Origin of the sequence: Streptomyces sp. GbtcB7, from assembly GCF_019091445.1 — a bacterium.
In the GTDB taxonomy this organism is placed as follows: Bacteria; Actinomycetota; Actinomycetes; order Streptomycetales; family Streptomycetaceae; genus Streptomyces; species Streptomyces mirabilis.
This window is the reverse complement of sequence record NZ_JAGXJM010000022.1, coordinates 87,904-106,990: the sequence shown is the minus strand read 5'-3', so window position 1 is coordinate 106,990 and position 19,087 is coordinate 87,904. Positions and strand designations below refer to the sequence as shown.

18 protein-coding genes are annotated in these 19,087 nt (G+C 69.5%); 12 read left to right on the top strand and 6 right to left on the bottom strand.

Features of this window, described 5'->3' with window-relative positions; genetic code table 11:
• Nucleotides 1–6 precede the first annotated feature (6 nt).
• Nucleotides 7–2,088 (top strand): methyltransferase, FxLD system, encoded by a 2,082-nt coding sequence (gene fxlM / locus KVT44_RS32185; protein WP_217570659.1) that lies wholly within the window; start codon nucleotides 7–9, stop codon nucleotides 2,086–2,088.
• A gap of 114 nt (nucleotides 2,089–2,202) precedes the next feature.
• Nucleotides 2,203–3,324 carry a hypothetical protein gene (locus KVT44_RS32180; RefSeq protein WP_217570657.1) on the top strand — a complete coding sequence of 374 codons (1,122 nt, stop codon included), beginning with the start codon at nucleotides 2,203–2,205 and terminating at the stop codon, nucleotides 3,322–3,324.
• Between the two features lie 57 nt (nucleotides 3,325–3,381).
• On the opposite strand, the gene KVT44_RS32175 is transcribed toward KVT44_RS32180, so the two are convergent.
• The 5 genes from KVT44_RS32175 to KVT44_RS32155 all read right to left on the bottom strand — a co-directional run bounded on the left by KVT44_RS32175 (nucleotide 3,382) and on the right by KVT44_RS32155 (nucleotide 8,192).
• The gene (locus KVT44_RS32175) at nucleotides 3,382–4,794 is read right to left on the bottom strand and encodes an amidase family protein (protein WP_217570654.1); all 1,413 of its coding nucleotides are present in this window, start codon (nucleotides 4,792–4,794) and stop codon (nucleotides 3,382–3,384) included.
• Entirely contained in the window at nucleotides 4,791–6,002 is a 1,212-nt protein-coding gene (locus KVT44_RS32170; protein ID WP_217570652.1) for an MAB_1171c family putative transporter, read from the bottom strand. The genes KVT44_RS32175 and KVT44_RS32170 overlap by 4 nt, the downstream gene beginning before the upstream one ends.
• The gene (locus KVT44_RS32165) at nucleotides 5,999–7,198 is read right to left on the bottom strand and encodes an MAB_1171c family putative transporter (protein ID WP_217570651.1); all 1,200 of its coding nucleotides are present in this window, start codon (nucleotides 7,196–7,198) and stop codon (nucleotides 5,999–6,001) included. Before KVT44_RS32165 ends, KVT44_RS32170 begins: the two co-directional genes overlap by 4 nt.
• Nucleotides 7,195–7,623: a secondary metabolite protein gene (locus KVT44_RS32160; RefSeq protein ID WP_254650157.1), complete on the bottom strand. Its 429-nt coding sequence runs from the start codon at nucleotides 7,621–7,623 to the stop codon at nucleotides 7,195–7,197. Before KVT44_RS32160 ends, KVT44_RS32165 begins: the two co-directional genes overlap by 4 nt.
• 131 nt (nucleotides 7,624–7,754) lie before the next feature.
• Nucleotides 7,755–8,192 carry an XRE family transcriptional regulator gene (locus KVT44_RS32155; protein ID WP_217570649.1) on the bottom strand — a complete coding sequence of 146 codons (438 nt, stop codon included), beginning with the start codon at nucleotides 8,190–8,192 and terminating at the stop codon, nucleotides 7,755–7,757.
• 920 nt (nucleotides 8,193–9,112) lie between these two features.
• On the opposite strand from KVT44_RS32155, the gene KVT44_RS32150 reads away from it, so the two are divergent.
• The 3 genes from KVT44_RS32150 to KVT44_RS32140 all read left to right on the top strand — a co-directional run bounded on the left by KVT44_RS32150 (nucleotide 9,113) and on the right by KVT44_RS32140 (nucleotide 11,666).
• Nucleotides 9,113–10,165 carry a hypothetical protein gene (locus tag KVT44_RS32150; RefSeq protein ID WP_217570647.1) on the top strand — a complete coding sequence of 351 codons (1,053 nt, stop codon included), beginning with the start codon at nucleotides 9,113–9,115 and terminating at the stop codon, nucleotides 10,163–10,165.
• Nucleotides 10,162–10,917, top strand: a complete 756-nt coding sequence (locus KVT44_RS32145; RefSeq protein WP_217570645.1) for an ATP-binding protein — start codon at nucleotides 10,162–10,164, stop codon at nucleotides 10,915–10,917. The genes KVT44_RS32150 and KVT44_RS32145 overlap by 4 nt, the downstream gene beginning before the upstream one ends.
• Before the next feature lie 131 nt (nucleotides 10,918–11,048).
• Nucleotides 11,049–11,666 (top strand): WhiB family transcriptional regulator, encoded by a 618-nt coding sequence (locus tag KVT44_RS32140; protein WP_217570643.1) that lies wholly within the window; start codon nucleotides 11,049–11,051, stop codon nucleotides 11,664–11,666.
• A gap of 8 nt (nucleotides 11,667–11,674) precedes the next feature.
• Here the strand turns inward: KVT44_RS32140 and KVT44_RS32135 are convergent, their stop codons facing one another.
• Nucleotides 11,675–12,874 (bottom strand): IS110 family transposase, encoded by a 1,200-nt coding sequence (locus KVT44_RS32135; protein ID WP_217570641.1) that lies wholly within the window; start codon nucleotides 12,872–12,874, stop codon nucleotides 11,675–11,677.
• A gap of 224 nt (nucleotides 12,875–13,098) precedes the next feature.
• Between KVT44_RS32135 and KVT44_RS32130 the strand changes: the two genes are divergently transcribed.
• The 7 genes from KVT44_RS32130 to KVT44_RS32100 all read left to right on the top strand — a co-directional run bounded on the left by KVT44_RS32130 (nucleotide 13,099) and on the right by KVT44_RS32100 (nucleotide 19,037).
• Nucleotides 13,099–14,796, top strand: coding sequence for a hypothetical protein (locus KVT44_RS32130; protein ID WP_217570639.1), 1,698 nt, complete (start codon nucleotides 13,099–13,101; stop codon nucleotides 14,794–14,796).
• Nucleotides 14,793–14,984 (top strand): hypothetical protein, encoded by a 192-nt coding sequence (locus KVT44_RS32125; RefSeq protein ID WP_217570637.1) that lies wholly within the window; start codon nucleotides 14,793–14,795, stop codon nucleotides 14,982–14,984. Before KVT44_RS32130 ends, KVT44_RS32125 begins: the two co-directional genes overlap by 4 nt.
• Nucleotides 14,985–15,048: 64 nt before the next feature.
• Nucleotides 15,049–15,357 (top strand): hypothetical protein, encoded by a 309-nt coding sequence (locus KVT44_RS32120; RefSeq protein WP_308314175.1) that lies wholly within the window; start codon nucleotides 15,049–15,051, stop codon nucleotides 15,355–15,357.
• Between the two features lie 110 nt (nucleotides 15,358–15,467).
• Complete coding sequence (gene mobC / locus KVT44_RS32115; protein WP_254650156.1) at nucleotides 15,468–15,986, top strand: plasmid mobilization relaxosome protein MobC; 519 nt, start codon at nucleotides 15,468–15,470, stop codon at nucleotides 15,984–15,986.
• A 16-nt stretch (nucleotides 15,987–16,002) separates the two neighbouring features.
• Nucleotides 16,003–17,721, top strand: a complete 1,719-nt coding sequence (locus KVT44_RS32110; protein ID WP_217570633.1) for a relaxase/mobilization nuclease domain-containing protein — start codon at nucleotides 16,003–16,005, stop codon at nucleotides 17,719–17,721.
• 80 nt (nucleotides 17,722–17,801) lie between these two features.
• Nucleotides 17,802–18,236: a hypothetical protein gene (locus tag KVT44_RS32105; RefSeq protein ID WP_254650155.1), complete on the top strand. Its 435-nt coding sequence runs from the start codon at nucleotides 17,802–17,804 to the stop codon at nucleotides 18,234–18,236.
• A 102-nt stretch (nucleotides 18,237–18,338) separates the two neighbouring features.
• On the top strand, nucleotides 18,339–19,037 hold the full coding sequence (locus KVT44_RS32100) for a hypothetical protein (RefSeq protein ID WP_217570631.1): 699 nt from the start codon (nucleotides 18,339–18,341) through the stop codon (nucleotides 19,035–19,037).
• Nucleotides 19,038–19,087 lie beyond the last annotated feature (50 nt).

Below are 19,087 nucleotides of genomic sequence, written 5' to 3'. Positions count from 1 at the left end.
ACCGCCGTGCACCCGGACCCTTGGCACCAGCACAACATCACCTTCACCGATCGCGAGACCGGCAAGCGCGCCGTCGCCGAACGCCTCGGCCCCATTCTGCGCGCGGCCGAGGAAGACGGTCAGCTCACCGACTGGTGGTTCATGAACAAGCAGCCCTGGCGGCTGCGATACCGCGCCCCCGAACCGTCCCCGCTCGTCGAGTTGCTGCTGAACGACCTCGTCAACGACGGCACGGCGACGGCGTTCGTACGTGAACTCTACGAACCGGAGACCGACGCCTTCGGCGGTCCACAGGCAATGGACACCGCCCACGACCTGTTCCATCACGACAGCCATCATCTGCTGAGGTACCAGCCCGGCCCTGGTCGGCTGGGCCGCCGGGAGACCGTTGTACTCCTCATCAGCACACTGATGAGGGCCGCCAGGCTCGACTGGTTCGAGCAAGGGGACGTATGGGCGAAAGCCTGCGTGTTCCGCCCCGCCGCCCAACCGGCTACTCCCGAACGGGCCACCGTTTTGACTGCGGCGATGCAGAAGCTGATGACGGCCGATGCCCACAGTCTGTGCCTTCCTGGAGGATCGCTCGAAGGGCAAGCCGATTGGGTCGCCGCCTTCGAGGAGACCGGGACAACCCTTGCCCGGCTTGCCATCGGCGGGCGTCTTACGCGCGGGCTGCGAGCCGTCGTCGCACACCACCTGATCTTCCACGCCAACCGCGCAGGTCTCCCGTCCGGAGACCAGAGCGCCATGTTCACCATCGCAAGAGAGGCAGTCATGGGATCGAGTGACAACACCGCGTCGCCCGCCGGGGCCACGTCCGAAACCACTAGCGTCGAGGAGGTGAACACCGCCACGATCACCACCTCCGACGCCGAGGCCACCCGGCTCCGCAACGCCCTGGTCGACCAGGTACGCGCAACTGGAAACGCGCGCGTCGCCGCCGTTGAATCCGCGCTGCGCACCGTCCCCCGGCACCTGTTCGTGCCCGACGCCTCTCTCGAAGACGCCTACGCCGACGCGCCGGTCAATATCAAGTACGACACGGATGGCTCGGCGATCTCCTGCGCCTCCCAGCCCGGAGTCGTCGCGCTCATGCTCGACCAGCTGGAAGCCCAGCCCGGCGAGCGCGTTCTCGAACTCGGCGCCGGCACCGGCTACAACGCGGGCCTGCTCGCCCACCTGGTCGGCAAGAGCGGTCACGTCACCACCATCGACGTGGACGACGACCTCGTGGAAGGAGCCCGCGCACACCTCGACGCGGCCGGGGTCACCAACGTTCAGGTCCTGACCCATGACGGCGCCGTCGGCCACGCCGAGGGAGCGCCATACGACCGGATCATCGCCACCGTCGGCGCACACGGAGTCCCGCACGCCTGGATGCAGCAACTCGCCCCCGGCGGACGGCTCGTCGTGCCCCAGCGCCTCAAAGGCAGCGTGTCCCGGTCCATCGCCTACGAACAGCGCGACGGACGCTGGACGAGCGTCAGCAGCAAGATGAACACCTTCATGCCGCTGCGCCGGGGAATCGCCGACGACGACCGCCGGGTCATCCCCCTCAGCGCGGACGGCACCGTACGCCTCCAGGCCCCTGCCGGACAGCACTTCGACGCCGACGCGCTGGCCGGCGTGCTGGAGCAGCCGCGCACCGAGGAATGGACCGGGATGACGGTCCGGGCCATGGAGTCACCCGAGTGGATGGAGCTGTTCGTCTCCTGCTCCCTGCCCAGCGGTCTGATCAGGATGCTGTTCCCGAAGGAAGCGAAGGGCACCGTCCTCACCGAGGACCCCTACCCCTCCTCCACCGCGGCCGTCGACCAGGGCGCCATCACCTACCTCGCCCGCCGCCTGTCGGACACGAAGACCCCCGAGGGCGGCAAGCTCTGGGAGTTCGGCGTCATCAGCCACGGCCCCGGCAGCGACAAGCTGGCCGCGAAGGTCGCCGAAGTGATCCGCACCTGGGACCGCGAGTACCGCGGTCGCGAGGCCACCTTCGAGATCCAACCCCTCGACGCCCCGGTGACCGACCAGCGCCCCGGACTCTTCGCCCTCGGCACCCCGCTCAACCGCATGGTCGTCGACTGGCGGTGACAACGCCCCGTACAGACGACCGCCGATGAACGAGGGGCGGTGCCACTCGGCCACTCCGACCGGTACCGCCCCGCGCGTTCACCCACCACCGTGCCAACGTCGCCCGGAGAGACCATGGATCCGAACGGCCCGACAGCAAGACGTTTCCCACTAATTGCCCGCTTCCGCCCCGCCTGCCTGCCACTGCCCGACCGCGTGCGCTCCCTCACCGAGTTGGCAGCCAGAGCCGCTGAAGGGAGCGACCAGGGATTGGCCTCCACCGTTTTCAACCAGGCGGCGCTCGTCGCTTCGGATCTCGATCTTCCGGATCTCGCCCGATCGATCTGCCATCGGCACGCCGCCGCCTACATGCGCGCCTGCCCTCTACCCGCCATGAGCGCCATCCGTGGGCTGGAGCCCCTGGTCAACCTCGCCCGCTTGCAGATCCGCGCCGGCCGAACCGACGAAGGGCGCCAGCGACTACTGGACTTGTACGAGGCCGTCGGGACCGCCACCCCTGTGTCCTTCGAAGGCATCACCGTTCCAGCCGACATCACCGCCACCGCTGACGACCGGCAAGGGGTGCGGGCTTGGCTGTGGCGCGTGCTCCTCGCTGACGGCACACGGACCCTCACCACCACGGGGCGATGGGACGAGGCACTGGCTCATATCGAACGGCACCGGGGCGTGGGCACCAGGATGTTGGACGGCCGCCAGGTCGCCGTCATCGCAGCTCTCACCGCCGGCCAGACCAGCCGCGCTGACGAACTGCTCTCCGATACGGCACCGGGTGAGCCATGGGAGCAGGCTGTCACCGCGTGCCTGACGGCTCTATGCCGCCGCGACGCGCAGCAACCAGCCAGCGACTCGGTGGCGTGTCTGACGAACACCTATCTGAACTACGACGGGAAGGCCGGTACTACTGTCTTCGACGTCCGACTCGGTCTCACGGTCCTGGACGTGGTCGGATCAGCTCAACGCCCTGAAGCTCGTCTCCTCGCTGACGACATCGTTCGGCGGACGACGGAGGCACGCAATGGATACACAGCCCGCGAGGTTCTGGCCCACCCTCTCTTCGGCGTACTCGGGAGGGACGCACAACGGCAGGAGTGTGAGGATCTACTCCGGAGCTGTGCTCTCGACTCAGGCGTGCTACCGGACGTGCTACACCGCGACCTCGCAAGCGCTCTGGATACCGGTGAGATAGTCCTCAGACAGTCATTGACGGCGAAGGGACTGTGCAGCCCGATGTCGTAAAGCCGACCAAGGGTCAGTGCCACCCATCTAATAGGCCTTGGGGCGAAGGCGACGTCCTCAGTCGGCCGCCCGAAGCACGGGTTCCAGCTCGTCCGCCACCGTCAGCAGAACGCGGTCCGCGTATGGCGGGCCGATGATCTGGATGCCAAGAGGCAGGCCCTGGGCGGTTGTGGTCACTGGTACGACCAGGCTGGGGAGGCCGATGTGGCTGGTGAGGTTGGCCCAGCCGGTCTGGTCGAAGAAGTTCCGCTCCTGGCCGTCGACTGCAAGGACGCGGCTGCCTGCGAGGATGGCGGCGGTGGGTGCGGCTGGTGTGACGAGGATGTCGTGTTCCGTGAAGAACCGCTGCCAGGCCGATCGGAGTCGGGCGCGTTCTTCGTTCGCGCGCAGCCAGGAGCGGTGGGTTTGGGTCCGGTGTCGGAGGAAGGTCGCGCGGGGGCTGGAGTCGTCGTCGTGCAGTTGTCGCGCGGCGGCGAGTTCAGCGGCAGCGGTTTTGTCGTCGGTGGTGGCCGTGGCGGTGGCGTGCAGCAGCTGTTCGAACAGGCACGTGGAGTCTGCGAAGCGAACAGGTCCGGGGGCGTGGCGGACCAGGGTTCCAGCTGCGGTCAGCGCTTCCTCGACGGTGCTGAGGGCTTGGGCGGTTTCCTGGTCGACGGGGCAGTTCGGGTCCTCGGCCCAGATCGCAATGCGCAGCCGTTCCACGTTCTGGCTGGCCGTTGGCAGGTTCACGCGCCATGGCGTGCTCTCGGCTGGTGCCGGGGTGGTCAGCGCGCTGAGTAGTAGGTCGAGGTCTCGGGGGTGGCGGGCCAGGGGGCCCGGGGTGACCATGTCGGCACTGGTGAGCCAGACCGGCGGCCGGGGAACGTGGCCGCGGGCGGGGACGAGTCCGTGGGTGGGGCGCAGGCCGTATACCCCGCAGTAGTGGGCCGGCAGGCGGAGTGAGCCGGCGAGATCGCTGCCGAGATCGGCGGGGGTCAGGTGGGCGGCGACCGCTGCGGCGGGGCCGCCGGAGGAGCCGCCGACCGTCCGGGCCGGGTCGTGAGGGTTGAGGGTCGCCCCGAAGAGTGCGTTGTCGGTGTGGAGGTCCTGGCAGTACGTGGGGGTGTTGGTCTTGCCCATGATCACCACCCCCTGGTGGCGGAGCCGTGCGACCGCGTCGGCATCCCGATCGGGAACGTGGTGCTGAAGCTCCTCGGCGCCGCTGGTGGTGCGCAGTCCGACCGTCTCGAAGCTGTCCTTGATGGTCAAGGGGAGGCCGTCGAGGGCTCCGGTCTTCTGCCCGCGGGCGCGGCGTTCGTCGGCGGTGTGGGCAGCGTGCCGAGCCGCGTCGTCGTCCCGGGTGACGACGGCGTTGATGGTGCTTGCGTCGATCCGGTCGAGGTGAAGATCGAGCAGTTCGCGGCTGGAGATCTCACGGCTGTCGAGAGCGCGGAGCTGGGCGTGCGCGGGCTGGAGAATCAGGTCGGTCATGCGGAAGCTCGCTCGGGGTGGGGGGTGCGGGCAGGTTCGCGAGGCAGGTGCCGGGCGACGGCGAGGAGGGCGTCGATGTCACCCATTGGCCGACTGGCCTGCCGGTCGGCGTCGGCAAAGTCGGCGAGCCGGGCGGGGTCGGAATGGTTGCCTCCCGCGCGGGCGGCGATGCCGGCGAGGACCTGGTCGGCGGTGACGGCCGCGTTCAGCTCTTCACCGTGGAGACCTTTCGCCCGGCGGTGGGCTTCGCTTCGTTCTCGGACCCCTGCGTCGAGGTACTGACGGATCACGAAGCGGCCGTCGTGGATCTCGACCACCCGCCGGTAGAGCTTGAGCCCGATGCCGCGGAAACGGCGCCGCTGGGCGGGGTCGGCCCGGTCGATCGGCAAAGCGATCTCAGACGCCTCGCTGTAGAAGGCCAGCCACAGGGGGCGCAGACCCCGGTAGCTGCGGTACTGCTTGATCCGGTACTGGACGTTCCGAGCCTGGTCGGTGATCGTGGGCACCAGCCAGCCGATCAGGGTGAGCATGGCGCCGACGTCGCCGCACGTCCACGCGAAGTTCTCCCACTCGGCGAGGGAGGTGTCGAAGGCATCGGCGATGACGCCGCCGATGCGCACCTCGCTGTACCCGAGGGTAATGGTGGCGCCCAGGGCGACACCCCGCAGGCGTAGGGAGCCCGCGAGCTCGCTGCCGAGTTCGAGGGTGGTCAGTGCGGCGGCGACGGCTGCTGCGGCTCCGCCGGAGGAGCCGCCGGGGGTACGGGTGGGATCGTGCGGGTTGCGGATGGCGCCGAAGAGAGTGTTGTCGGTATGGAGGTCCTGGCAGTAGGCGGGGACGTTGCTCTTGCCCATGATCACGGCTCCGGCGTGGCGGAGCCGTGCGACCGCGTCGGCGTCGCGTGCGGGGATGTGGTGGCACAGTTCTTCGGCCCCGCAGGTGGTACGCAGTCCGACGGTTTCGAAGGAGTCTTTGATTGTGAGCGGCAGCCCGTCGACGTGGCCGACGGACTGGCCCCGTGCACGGCGGTCGTCTGAGGCGCCGGCTGCCTGCCGGGCCTCGTCGATGTCCAGGGTGACGACGGCGTTGAGGGTGTTGGCCTGGATCCGCTGATGGTGGAGGTCAAGCAGTTCGCGGCTGGAGATGAGACGCCGGTTCAGAGCGCTGAGCCGGGCGTGAGCCGGGAGGGCTGTGCAGTCCGTGGTCACCGGAGAACATCCTCGCGGGCTGTGGGGCGCTCGTGCCGGGCGAAGTGCCGGGCGACAGCACTCAGGACGGTGAGGTCCTCGATGGGGTGGGAGGATTCCACGTTCTGGTCGGCGAAGTCAGTAGATCGGGCCGGTGGCGTGCCCTGTGTGTGGGCGGAGAGGGCGGCGCGGATCTGGTCAGCGGTGATGGCCGCGTGAAGTTCGTCTCCCGAGAGGCCGACGGCTCGGTGCCGCCGCTCGCTGTCCTCGCGTACGTCATGGTCGAGGTAGGGGCGGACAGCTGTCTGTCCGTCGCGGATCTCCACGACGCGGCGGTAGACCTGGAAGGAAATGCCTTGTGTGGGTGGGCGGCCTGTGGCAGTGGAGTCGTTGGGGGTGAGGACGATCTCGGGTACGGCCCGGTAGAAAGCGAGCCACAGCGGGTGCAGTTGGCGGTGGGCCCGTCGCAGGCCGATCCAGTAGGCGGTGCGCTGCACTTGGGCGGTGAGGGTGGGGACAAGCCAGCCGACGAGGGTGAGGATGGTGCCGATGTCGCCGCAGATCCAGGCGAAGTCTTCCCAGCCGGCCAGTGAGGTTCCCAGGGCGGCGGCGATCACGTCGCCGATGCGGACGGCGCTGTAGCCGAGGGTGACGGCCGCGCCGACGGAGACGATCCTCAGGCCGATACGGACGGCCGTGCGGGGGCTGCGGCTGGCCAGGCGCCAGCACGCCATGGTCAGGTAGAGCTCGGCGAAGGTGTAGGCGCTGATGTAGAGGGTCAGGTAGGTCGCGTAGAGGTGGTCGTGCGCGTAGTAGAGGGTGAAGTCCGTCGGCCGCTGGACGGCTGGTGTCAGCAGGAAGAAGAGCACGAACAACCCGCTGATGACGGCGGCGCCGGAGCCGAGCCAGTACCGCGACATGCGCTGTGCCCGGTCGGCGGGTGACCCCCAGTGGCTGAGGACAACCTGTTGGCAAGCCAGCAGTGCCACCACGCAGCTCATGGCCAGCGGCACGGCAAGGTTCCGTGTGCCGAGGGTGTCGTCGATGGCCCGCCACATGGAGCTGATCGAGAACAGGAAGCTGAGCGCCGAGAGCAGGTAGACGGCCGTCAGCGCCGCCCAGGCAGTGTCCCTGCGCCGGGCGGGAAGGTCACGGAGCAGGAATGTTAGGCCGACCAGCGCCACGGTCAGGCTGATTGGATGCAAGAGGTCTTTCACCGGTCGCTCCCTCTGCGGCTGAGAAGGGTGTGGGCGACCCGCTCCTGTATGTCGTCGCCCGTCGGGGACGCAGTGCGCAGACGGTGCTCGATGACGCGGCCGGACAGGTAGGAGGCGAGGAGTTCGGCGTCGTGCTCCTCGGCCTCCTCGTAGCTGCTGCGCCCGAGCATCATCTCGACCAAGTCTGGGTCGAGCAGCGGGGCAAGGTCCTGCGGCTCCGCTGCGGGCACCTGACCGCGTTCGTGGTGGCCGAGAAACAGATGGGCCAACTCGTGGCCGATGACGTGATCCTGGTGGGCGCGGCTGGTCCGCGGGTCGAAGAAGACGTAGAAGGCGCTGCGGGTGACGTACGTGACGCCGCAGCGCCGCCCCGGAACGGTCTGGGCCGCCTCGATGTGCACCGCGCGCCCTGTCCGGCGGGTCACTTCGTGCCGGAGGTCACGGACGCTTGCGACCTGAGGGAGTTTCAATTCCGCCAAGAGACTCGACTGTTGGCGAGGAGACGACCACATAGTTCTCTCTGTTTCTCGTTCTTCTGAGTCTATTTGACATGGTGTCACTCTGGCTCTGGGGGGAGCCCTTCGAGTTCTCTCACCCTGTCAACTTCCTTCAGGACTTGGGCAAATCCGTCTTCGGATAGCCCGATCATTCGGTAGAGGACGCTCTCGATCCCGGCCTGCTTCGACTTGACCGCAGCAAACTGGTGCATCGCCTCGATTGCCAGGTCGTCGTCATCGAAGAAGTCGCGCGGGAATCCGAACGCCCGGGCTAGCCACGCCTTGGTCTCCGTGGACGGGTTGACTCGCTTCCCGGTGCGCAGCAGCGAGATATAGGAGTCGGAGAGCGAGCCTCCGAAACCGGCAATCCGTGCGGCTACTTCCTTGTTGCTGTAGACCCCTCGCCGCGGAGGGTGAACGTGCTCGAACAGCCAGTTCAGCCGTTCGCGGAACACGGCCCCTTCATCGGCAGACACTCGCCCCGGCAAGCCACTCATGATCAACTTCCCCTATATCCGACCCTTGCGACACCACCACCGTACGCCACCGTTGACTGGTGTTGACTGGCGTGCCCCGGATATGACAAGTTCTCCACCGCCAGCACTCCTCGGTTGGTTTGGGAAGCCTGCTCTCATGAGTCATGTATTTACATGCGTAATCGGTTCAATAGAGCGATGGGAGACCCGCTCGCAGCACATTTCACGCCCCCTTCATACACGAGCCCTGCCTCTCGAAGCCTCTGAGAAAGCTCAAGCCCGAGCCGTTCTGGGGAAAATTTCCGGCACAGAAACGGAAGCCAGCCCGGCTTTCGATGGGCGTCCACGGAAGGCCGACGCACGCGCCCCCCTGCGCGATGCGACTTTCGTGAGCCTGCCGAGAATCAGGCGCGCTGCCGCATTCCAAGCACTCTGGGCGACTGCAGCTACGGCCGTTCGGAGGCTTCGCGTGGCTACGGCCACGCCTTGTGGCGATCACGAGGCCCGGCCATCGCGTCACGCTCTGCAACTAGTACAGAGTTTAAGAACCAACTCTGGATCTTGACGCAGTGTCGTGCGTATGTTCGTCGTCCCCCAGGTACCCCGCCCGGGCCCACGAACGTGAGGAGCACGGCAGGTACCGACCAGACATGTAGGTCCGCGTACAGCGGCGGCGCCCGGGAGCGCTAACTCCCGGACGCCGAACGCTCAACGGCAACTCGCCCCGGCAAGGGCGGAGATTGCCCACCTTCACCACGCTGATCCCTTCCACGGGGCGCTTCAGCGTGGCAACACTGCAAAGGGGATTGTTACATGCCTCCTGCCCTGCGCAAAAGGCCCGACCGCCCGGCCTGCGCGGCAGCCCGTGTCCCTTCCGTCCCCATCCGCCGAGCGCCGACGCCGGGTCAGCTGGCCGTGCGGCAAGGCGAGGGTGATGTCTGATGGCACGCATCCGCACCGTCAAGCCCGAGATGTTCGAGTCGGAGTCGCTGGCCGAGTGCTCGGTGACCGCCATGCTCACCTTCATCGGGCTGATGACACAGGCCGACGACTCCGGCCGTCACCGCGACCACCCGGCGATCATCGCCGGACGTCTGTGGGCCCTGCGCCCGGAGCACACCGCCGCCCACGTCGCCCAGGACCTGGAGGAACTGGCCACCGCCGGGCTGATCTGCCGCTACACCGGCTGCGACGGACGCACGTGGCTCCACGTCGTGACGTGGGACCATCACCAGAAGATCAACAAGCCCACGGCGTCCCGGGTGCCGCGCTGCCCCAGCCACCAGGGCCAACAGCAGTGCGGCAAGTGCCACAACGGCGCCTGCCCCACCACGCGCACGGCACCGTCCGTGACGTCTCCCGGAATCCTCCCGGAGGACTCCGGGAGCCCGCACGAAGGGGTCCGCGGCCCCGTTCCGAGCGCCACCGAGCCTGCGGAGCCCGCTGCCGTCGCGAGCAAGCCGACATCCGTGCCGCTCGGAGACCCTGTTGCACCGGCTGCGGCACCGCCTGGGAAAACTGCAGGTCAGGCGCCCTTCCTGGAGGACTCCCGGAGGACTACGGGAGGACTACCGGAGGGCTCCTGTTCTGGATCTAGGATCTTGGATCCTGGATCTCTCCTTACGGGGCGCGAGGCGCCCGCACCTGACGCCGTCCCCGGACCGGTCTCCGCGAAGGAGCTGATGGCCGAGTACATCCGGGGCTGCCGGCACCGACCGCCGCAGGACTTCCTCGGGCTCCTGGGGCGCAAGGTCAAGGTCCTGCTGGACGAGCGCTTCGACCCGAAGGACATCCTCGAAGCCATGGAGCGACTGCGGGCCAAGAGCCTGCACCCGAGCGTCCTGCCGAGCCTGGTGAACGAAGTCGTCAACGCACCGCAGGCTGCCTCGGTGCCGTCGTCCGCCTCCGGCGCGGGGCCCTGGGCCAGCACCTCCTGCTACACGCCCTACCTCAACCCGGCCACCGAGCCGACGACGTTCGGAGGCAGCCTGTGACCCGCACGCACCTCGCCGACCCCCAGCCCGCCATCGGTGAGCGGCTCCGGGCACGCCTGGAGGCCAAGCTGGCCGAACGCGGCATCGACCCCACCGCGCCGCTGCCGGACACCCCGGAGCCGATCCCGGCCCTGGAGGCCGCCCAGGCGCGTATCCCGGTCGACTACCGCAACGCCGTGGTCGAGCACCCCGACGTCGCCGCCTGGGTCCGCTCCATCACCGAGGCGGCCGTCGAACCGAACACCGGCGGACTCCACCCGCACTTCGGATCGGCCGGACGCCGAAGGATCGCGCACGGCCCGTCGCTGCTGCTGTGGGGCGACACCGGAGCCGGCAAGACCCACGAGGCGTACGGCGCGATCCGCGCCCTGACCGCCGCAGGATGCGGCGTGAGCTGGCACGCGGCCACCACCGCCGACCTGTACGCCGACATGCGCCCGCAGTCCGGCGTGGACCCGGAGTACATGCTGCGCCGCATCGTGCGGGTGCCGCTGCTGCTGCTCGACGACCTCGGCGCCGCGAAGGGCTCGCAGTGGACGGAGGAGATCACCTTCCGGCTGGTGAACTGGCGCTGCCAGAACCGCCTGCCGACGATCTTCACCACGAACCTGCCGCCGGTCCGCGAGCCTGGCATGCCACGGCAGCAGCCGGTGCTGCGCGACGTGATCGGCGACCGGGTCCTGTCCCGCCTGTCCGGCATGTGCACACCGGTTCACTTCACCGGGCCGGACCGGCGCTTCCAACGCCGCTGAACCGGCCTCCCCCGCAACCGACTTCACCTCCGCTGCGGCACCGCCGCGCCCCTGCCCCGCCTCATCGCCGCGCCTCGCCGCACCCACCCTGCCAGCGCCGCACGACCGCTGAGGCGTACCCGGAGATCCTCTTGCGCACCATCACCACGAACGACACCGCGCGCCCGACGCTGCGCGGAATCGCCGACCACAGCTGGCATGCCCGGGGCCTGTGCCACGGGATGCCTGCCGAGGACGCCGACGAGCTGTTCTTCCACGCCCCGCGCGACCACGAGGCCGCCGCGGAGGCCAAGTCCATCTGCGGCCGGTGCCCGGTCAAGAAGGACTGCTTCAACTACGCCCTCGACAACGACAACCGCCACGGGATGTGGGGCGGACTGACCGAGATCGAGCGCCGCCCCTGGCACGCCCGGGTCAGCAAGCGCCTCGACTACGCCCGGGTCAAGGCGGCCTTCCAGGGCCGCGACGTCCACCTCAGCGACGCCGAACGCGAGGCCATCATCCGCCACGCCTACGCCCGCGGATGGTCTCCCGAGCGCCTCGCCCACACTCTCCAGCTCGAACTCGACTGGGCCCGCGACCTGATGCGCAAGGCGGCCCACGCCGTCGCCGACCGCGACCGCTACTGGGGCCTGTACGACGAGGCCGAGCCCTCCACCGACGAGGACGAGGACGAGGTCACCTCCTCGCCCGTGCCCCGCCAGGTGCATACCCACGCTCTGATCACCGCGCTCGGAAAGGCTGCCTAATGCTGATGTCAAGCGATGAGGCGGAGTTGAGGTCGGCCTTCGTAGGGCTTGCGATCGCGGAGCATGGCGTAGACGACGTTGACGCGGCGTCGGGCGAGGGCGATCAGAGCCTGATGGTGCCGCTTGCCCTCGCTTCTCTTGCGGTCGTAGTAGGTCCTGGAGACGGGATCGCGCTGGATGGCACAGAACGCGGACTGGTAGAAGACGCGTTTGAGGGCTTTGTCGCCGCCTGTGGCACTGCGCGAGTAGCGGATCCTGCCGGACTGGGACAGGACCGGGGCAAGTCCGGCCGCTGCGGCCAGGGCGTCGGGGCTGGTGAACCGGTCGATGGCGCCGACCAGCGCGATGAACTCCGCGGTGAGGACGGCCCCCATCCCCGGCAGGCTGCGGATGAGGGCCCCGTCAGGGTGGGCGGCCACCAGCTCCTCGATCTCGGCCTCCAGCGTTTTGAGGCGGTCCTTGGCGGCCATCAGGTCGGTGGCGAGTTCACGGACGAGCTGGGCGGTGCGGCGTTCCCCGACCACGCTGGTGCGCTGAGCACGCGCCGCGTCGAGCGCGGCCTCGGTCAGCTTCCCGACGGCGGGCCGGTAGGCGCCGTGCCGGCCCAGGTAGCTGCTGATCCGCGCGGCGCCGGCCTGCCGGATCTCGGCGGGCGTGACATAGCGGGCGAGCAGCAACAGGCTGGTCTTCTGGGTCGGGTCCACCACGCGTTCCAGACCCGGGTGGATGCCCGCCAGCAGGTCGCGCAGGCGGCTGATGCGGGCGGTGGTCTCCTTGGCCAGCGCGGTGCGGTAGCTGACCAGGAGCCGCAGTTCGACGGTGGCCTCCTCGGGCAGGGTGATGGCCCGCAAGTCGTCGCGGAGCAAGACCTGTTCGGCGATCACCCTGGCATCACGCGGGTCGGACTTGTTCTCGCCGCCCCGCGTGCCGCGGCGGGCCCGGTTGACGGCCAGGCCGGGCACGTGGACGCAGCGAAAGCCCGCGGCCAGCAGCATCGCGGTCAGCAGTCCGGCGATGCCGCCCATCACGTCGAGCCCGGTGGTGAGACCGTGGTGCTCGGCCCGGACAGTGAGCAGTTCATCGACGGCCTGTTCGATCGATTCCGGGTCGTTGCCGACCCGGTGGCTGAGCAGTGGCCGGCCGCGGTCGTCGATGGCGGCCAGCCAGTGGAAGTCCTTGCCGATGTCGAAGCCTGCAGTGGCGGCCATGACGCTCCCCTCGCCGTGCAACGTGTGGCGCGACCCCTTCCGCCTGTCCTCGCCCTACTCAGCGATGGTCCGCAGAGCCTAATCAGCAGTCCGGAAGAAGTGGCGGGACAGGGGGAACAGCCTCTCCAGCCATCGACGGCAGCCAGCATGAAACCCATCCCTGCCCCGCTCGCGCGACCCCATCGTCGCGAACGACCGGGTCGTGCGAAAGAAGGTAGGGCAGCATGACCCACCCCACCGCCATCCCCCTGGCTGCCTTCTCCTTCGAGATGCCTCCCGTGATCACCGCCGCCGTCGCGCTGCCGGTCCTTGCCGTGCTCGTGGGCGGGTGGCTTATCCTGCGCCGCCGTACCCGCGCCGGAACGGTGCGTTCATCCGCGCCGGCGGTGTGGGTCGCGGCGCTCGCCGCGATCGGCTGCACCGCCTACAGCGCCGACACCAGCTGGCGCTTCGCCGCCGACTACCTCGACATGGCCGGCACCGCCGAGCGCATCGCCATGTTCGGCGCCGCCGAACTCGCGCTGTTCACCACCGCGCTGATGGCCCGCCAGAACCTCAACACCCAGGGCGCACCGGGCCTGCCCGGAGTCCTGGTCTGGATGATCACTGGCGTGCAGGTGATCCCCGCCTACGCCGAGTCCGGACCGATCGGCGGGACCGTGCGGGCCTTCGTCGGCCCCATCATGGCGGCGATGCTGTGGCACCAGGCCATGGGCATCGAGCTGCGGCTGCGCAAGCCCGGCGCCGCCTCGCACGGAATCCTGGCCACCCTCGGGCGGGAAGCGCGCGAGCGCCTGCTGTCCCGCCTCGGCATCGCCGAACGTGACCGTGACGCCGCCCAGATCACCCGCGACCGGGCCACCGCCCAGGCCGTCGCCCTGGCCGCCCGCCTGGCGGAACGTTCTCCCAAGAGCCGCGAGAGCTGGCGGGGCCGACGGATCACCCGGCGGCTGTCCAAGGCCCTCGCAAAGGCCGGCGTCGGCACCGACCTCCAGCAAAGGTGCGATCTCCTGGACCAGCTCGCCGTCCGCCGCCATGCCACCGCGCTCGCGACCGTCCACCTGCCCTCGCCCTGGACGCAGCCGTCACGGGACACGGACCACGGTCCCGTCCGCCCGTCCCTCGCCGGCGGGACGGCATCCCGGGACCGGCCGATCCGCCTGCTCTCGGTCCCCAGCGCGAACACCACGCCGATCGGGGACGGTCCCGAAGGGGACCATGCGAATCCGGTCCCCGAGACGGCACCCGCCGAGAGCAGGGACCGTCCCCCCGCGGTCCCCGAAACAGGGGACCGCACGCCGACCGGGGACCGGGACGCAATAGGGGACCTGGACATGGAGGCCGCCACTGGCGAGGCCGTGAACGGGTACCGGGACAACGCGGTCCCCGGGACCGACAACACCGGGAACAGCACGGACGCGAGCCCGGAACGCGGGGACAAAACCGCAGCTCAGAGCCCAGACCTCCCGTCCCCGACGCCGGTTCCCCATAACCGGGACCACGATGCCCGCGACTCCGAAACGGGGACCGAGCCCAACGGGGACCGTCCCCAACCGGTCCCCAACGACGGGGACCACGCTGCCCCCGGCACCGGAACGGGGACCGAGTCGGGCGGGGACCGTCCCCACTCGGTCCCCGCGCGCAGGAGGCCGAAGGCGTCCCGGAGCCGGTCCCGAGGCGGTCAGGGCAAGCCGTCCCGAAGGCAGGGGAAGGTGAGTGTGGACCAGCTCGTCACCCAGCTCCGTCCCCACGTGCCCAAGCTGCTGGAACGGGACGGGAACGCCGAAGTCACGCGCACCCAGCTCAGGGAGATCATGCGCGCCCACGACATCGGCATCCGCAACGACCGCCTCACGCCGGTCCTGGAGCGTCTGCGCCACGAAACGGCCACGTCCACCACGAAGAAGAGGAGTGCACGGTGAAGACGTGCCCGCGCCTGTCGCGCATCAGGTCCGATTTCGAGAAGGACATCCGCTTCCTGACCGCCTATGCGGAGCGCAAAGCCGGCACCCCACCGGCCAAGACCAGCGCGAAGCAGGCGATCACGGTCAAGCACAACATGGCCCGCGCGATGAGCCGGCACTTCGCACGCTGCCCCGAGTGCGGCTGACAGGCCACATAGATGCAGGTCAGGCGGCCCCCACTTCACCCAGTCGCTTGGGTGGCCCGGCCTCGTGCTGGGCCACCGCCACCGCCACCGCCACCGCCACCGCCACCGCCCCCGCCACCGCCAGGGAGGGTCCGCCATCCGTCCCCGCCACCCACGCACATACGTCCCCACAGCCGCCGAGGCGAGCGCCTGGGCGGACGTCCTGGTCCGCCACCGGCTCCTGCACGCGGCCGTCCGTGTGCCGACCAACCAGTGGCTCGTCCAGGACACGCCCGAATCGCGCGTCCGGGTCCTCGACGGACCGGCCGCCGTGGTCGACCTCGCCGCCGAAATCCAGTACCGCCTCCGCACCACCAGGGACCGCACCCGATGACGCACCCGAGTACAAGCCCCGCCCCCACCCCCGATGAGCCGGTTCCCAACTCGGTCTCAGGGCGAGCAAGTTATCGGCCAAGACGCTCTTCCCCGTCGGGGAAGGCGTCCTTGGCCAATCCCGCCCCGGGGGTGGCGGGAGCGGACCAGCACCGGGGGGCGCTGGTCCACGAGGCAGCGACCGAGGGCGGATCGCAGCCGGAGGAGAAGCAGACGCCGCGCAAGCGCCGCGCCGCGAAGAACGCCTCGCGTAAACGCTCGCCGAAGTCCCGTGCTCACAAGCGTGTCCACGTGTGCAGCGTCCGCCTCAACGACGAAGAGAAGACCCTGCTCGCCAGCGCCGCGACCGCCGCGCGTACGAGCCTGCCCGCGTTCCTCGCGCGCAGCGGCCTCGCCGCCGCCAGCGACCTCGACAACACCGTCGCCGCCATCGCCGGACGCCGCGAGCTGGTCTCCGAGTTTTTCGCCGCCCGCCGGCATCTCGGCCACGTCGGCAACAACCTCAACCAGGTGGCCCGCGCCATCAACTCCGGTGCCCAGCCCGCCGAACTCGATGCCGTCATCGCCGCCACCCAGCGTGCGGTACAGCGTGTCCAGGACGCCACCGACCAGTTCCTCGCCCAGAACTAGGAACCGAGGTCACGGCATGGTTCCCAAGATTCACAAGCGCGGGAAGCGCACGGTCGGCCTGCTGTACTACCTGTACGGGAAGGGCACGCACGAGGAGCACATCGACCCCCACCTCGTCGCGTCCTGGGACAACAACGCCCCCGACCCCGGCCGCGATGCGAACGCCACGTACAAACAGCTCCAGCAGCTGCTCGACCAGCCTCTGGACAACATCGACGCAGCCGACCGCCCCGCCAAGCACGTCTGGCACCTGTCGGTCCGCAACGCCCCCGAGGACCGGATCCTGTCCGACGAACAGTGGGGCGACATCGCCCGCCGCATGGTCGCCGCAGCCGGCATCGACGACCCCGACCAGGGCGCGGGCTGCCGGTGGGCCGCCGTCCGGCACGCCGACGACCACATCCACATCATCGCCACCCTGGTGCGCGAAGACGGCTACAAGCCCGATCTCGACCACGACGCCGCACGCGTCCAGGCCAAAGCCCGTCTCCTGGAAGCCGAACTGGGGCTGCGGCGGCTCAACAAGGGGGACGGCACTGCCGCCAAGCGCCCTACCAGCGCCGAACGCCACAAGGCTGAACGTCTGGGCAAGGACCGCGCTTCCCGCGAGGAACTGCGCGAGACCGTACGCCGCGCGGTGGCCGGCGCCACCAGCGAGACGGAGTTCTTCGACCGCCTGGCCGCCGCCGGTGTACTGATCCGCAAGCGCGTCGCACCCTCGGGTGACCTGCTCGGTTACAAGGTCGCGCTGCCCGACGACCGCAACGAGGACCAGGAGCCGGTCTTCTACGCGGGCTCCACGCTCTCGCCCGACCTGTCCTTGCCCCGTATCCATGAACGCTGGTCCGGCAACACCTCCTCCCAGGACACCGGCGCGCCCTCGGACCAGGCCACGGGCCCGGCGCCGAGCGGTCCGGCAACGGCGCGGCGGCGCGCCGCCGCGGTGGCTTGGCAGGCGGTGCTGGTCATCGACGACGGTGAGGACGCGCAGGTGGCCGCGCACATCGCGGCGGCCGGGGAGGTGCTGGACGCGCTCGCCAACACCTCCGCCGCCCACACCCGCGATCAACTGCGCGAGGCGGCCTTCGCGTTCGAGCGGGCCACCCGCTCCCACGTCAAGGCCGAGCGCGGGCACGACCGCGCCCTGCGCCAGGCCGCCCGCGACCTCGTCTACAGCGGGCCCGCGCTCGGCCGCGGGGAGGACGGGGCGACCACGGCGATGCTGATCGACATAGCGTTCTTCCTCGTCACCGCCGCCGCCCACTGGCACGCGAAGAAGAACCATGCCCAGCAGGCCGCCGCCGCCCGCGAGGCCGCCGAGCACCTGCGTGCGGCCTACCAGGCCGCCGCCAGCGTTCCGTTGGGGGTGCTGTACCAGCGGGGCCGGCATCTGTCGCAGCCTCTGCGCCACAAGCAGGCCGCCCATCTGCGGGCGGCGGTGCCCGAGCTGGCCGAGCAGATCCTGGCCGAGCCGGGCTGGTACGCCCTCGCGGCCACCCTCGCCGACGCCGAGAGCCTCGGGCACGATCCGGCGGCACTGCTGGCCGAGGCCGCCGAGCGGCGGGAGATGGACACTGCGGACTCGGTCAGCGACGTGCTGGTGTGGCGGCTGCGCCGCATGGCCGATCTGCCAGCCGACGCGTCCACGATGCCCCACCACTCCAGTACCACCCCGACACGGCGCACGACGACGCCCAAGGCGAGCCGAAGCGAGGGGTCGGGCAAGGCCCGGTGATTACGGAGTCTGAGAGTTGCAGCAGGTCAGGCGCATGAGGCACCCTCCTTGTGGCCTGTCAGACGAAAGAAGGAGACCGGATGTTCGGACGCGCTCGCGCCGACCGTGAGTTCCGCGAAGCCCAGCGTGCGGGTCATGCGCTGCTGCACGCCGTTCAGTCACATCCCCACGTCCAGCCGCCCGCACCGACCCCGGTACCGGTCGCGGATTCGGTGGTGCCCGACTTCCTGCCGCCGGATCTGCGAGTCCCTTCGCGCCAGGACGTAGAGGGCCTGATGATGCGCTGGCAGCAGCCACTCGTCATCGACGGGGAGGTCACCGCGTGCCCCGAGTGCGGCGCATACCGGGACTGGATCATCTTCAGCATGCGCGACGACACGATCCGGCTGCGCTGCCGGGCCAGCCACGAGACGACGGAGCCCCGCCTCGACCCGGCCTGGTTCAACCGCAACTCCGGTCCGGTCGACCATTTCCACCCCACCCTCGACGAGGGTCTGCGCCACCTCGGCCACTGAGCCGACGAAACCCCTGAAACCCCAACTCCCCTTCTGTCTGCCGGTGCCCGGAGGGCCGGACCAGTCAACCCGTCCGCTTCACAGGCCACTTAGGGGTTTCGCATGCGCCTTCCCACCACGACCGTCCTCAGCCTCAGCGCTCTCGCCGCTCTGGCTCTGACCGGCTGCTCGAACGGCAACACCACCTCCGCCGATCCGACGTCCTCCACCGCCGCTCCCGCACGTCAGGCGGACGGAAACGCCCCGTCGTCCGCGCCGCTGTCCTCGGCCGCGCTGGCCGAGCGGCTCCTGGACGAGAGCGACCTGGGCGAGGGCTACACCCGCAAGCCGCAGCGATCGGCCTCACACGACGATGTCGCCGTGCTCGGCTGCCCGGCACTGGCCAAGCTCGGAAGTAACGCGGCGACCGGCACCGACTTGACCTTCCCTCGCCAGGCGAAGGCATCGTTCACGTACGCCGGCGGCAGCGACTCCGAGGTTTCCGAGGAGCTCTACAGCGACACCGCGGCAAAACTGTCGACGGGCATCGGCGAGATCTTCGACGCGATGGTCTCCTGCCCCGCCTACCAGCTCGTGTCGGGCAACACCGTCATCGACATGAGCGCCCAGGAGACGGCCGCCCCAGACCTGGGTGACGAGCGGTGGAGCCAGCTGCTGACCTACTCGGTCGGCGGGCAGCGCAGCGTCGTCAAGCAGACGGCTATCCGCACCGGCAACGTTCTGGTGATCGTCTCCGGCTCGCCGGGGCTCGTGGACGCCCACCTCGACAAGGCGCTGGCCAAGGCCCAGACCACCAACTGAACCCCGCCCGCCCACGGGTGTGCCCCTGCCCTCGCTGGCAGGGGCACACC

Coding starts and splice junctions, on each gene's coding strand:
- KVT44_RS32175 (WP_217570654.1), bottom strand. CDS start 4,794: ATGACCGACCTGATTCTCCAGCCCGCGCACGCCCAGCTCCGCGCTCTC.
- KVT44_RS32155 (WP_217570649.1), bottom strand. CDS start 8,192: ATGAGTGGCTTGCCGGGGCGAGTGTCTGCCGATGAAGGGGCCGTGTTC.
- KVT44_RS32105 (WP_254650155.1), top strand. CDS start 17,802: ATGTTCGGACGCGCTCGCGCCGACCGTGAGTTCCGCGAAGCCCAGCGT.
- KVT44_RS32135 (WP_217570641.1), bottom strand. CDS start 12,874: ATGGCCGCCACTGCAGGCTTCGACATCGGCAAGGACTTCCACTGGCTG.
- KVT44_RS32150 (WP_217570647.1), top strand. CDS start 9,113: ATGGCACGCATCCGCACCGTCAAGCCCGAGATGTTCGAGTCGGAGTCG.
- KVT44_RS32130 (WP_217570639.1), top strand. CDS start 13,099: ATGACCCACCCCACCGCCATCCCCCTGGCTGCCTTCTCCTTCGAGATG.
- KVT44_RS32100 (WP_217570631.1), top strand. CDS start 18,339: ATGCGCCTTCCCACCACGACCGTCCTCAGCCTCAGCGCTCTCGCCGCT.
- KVT44_RS32110 (WP_217570633.1), top strand. CDS start 16,003: ATGGTTCCCAAGATTCACAAGCGCGGGAAGCGCACGGTCGGCCTGCTG.
- KVT44_RS32180 (WP_217570657.1), top strand. CDS start 2,203: ATGGATCCGAACGGCCCGACAGCAAGACGTTTCCCACTAATTGCCCGC.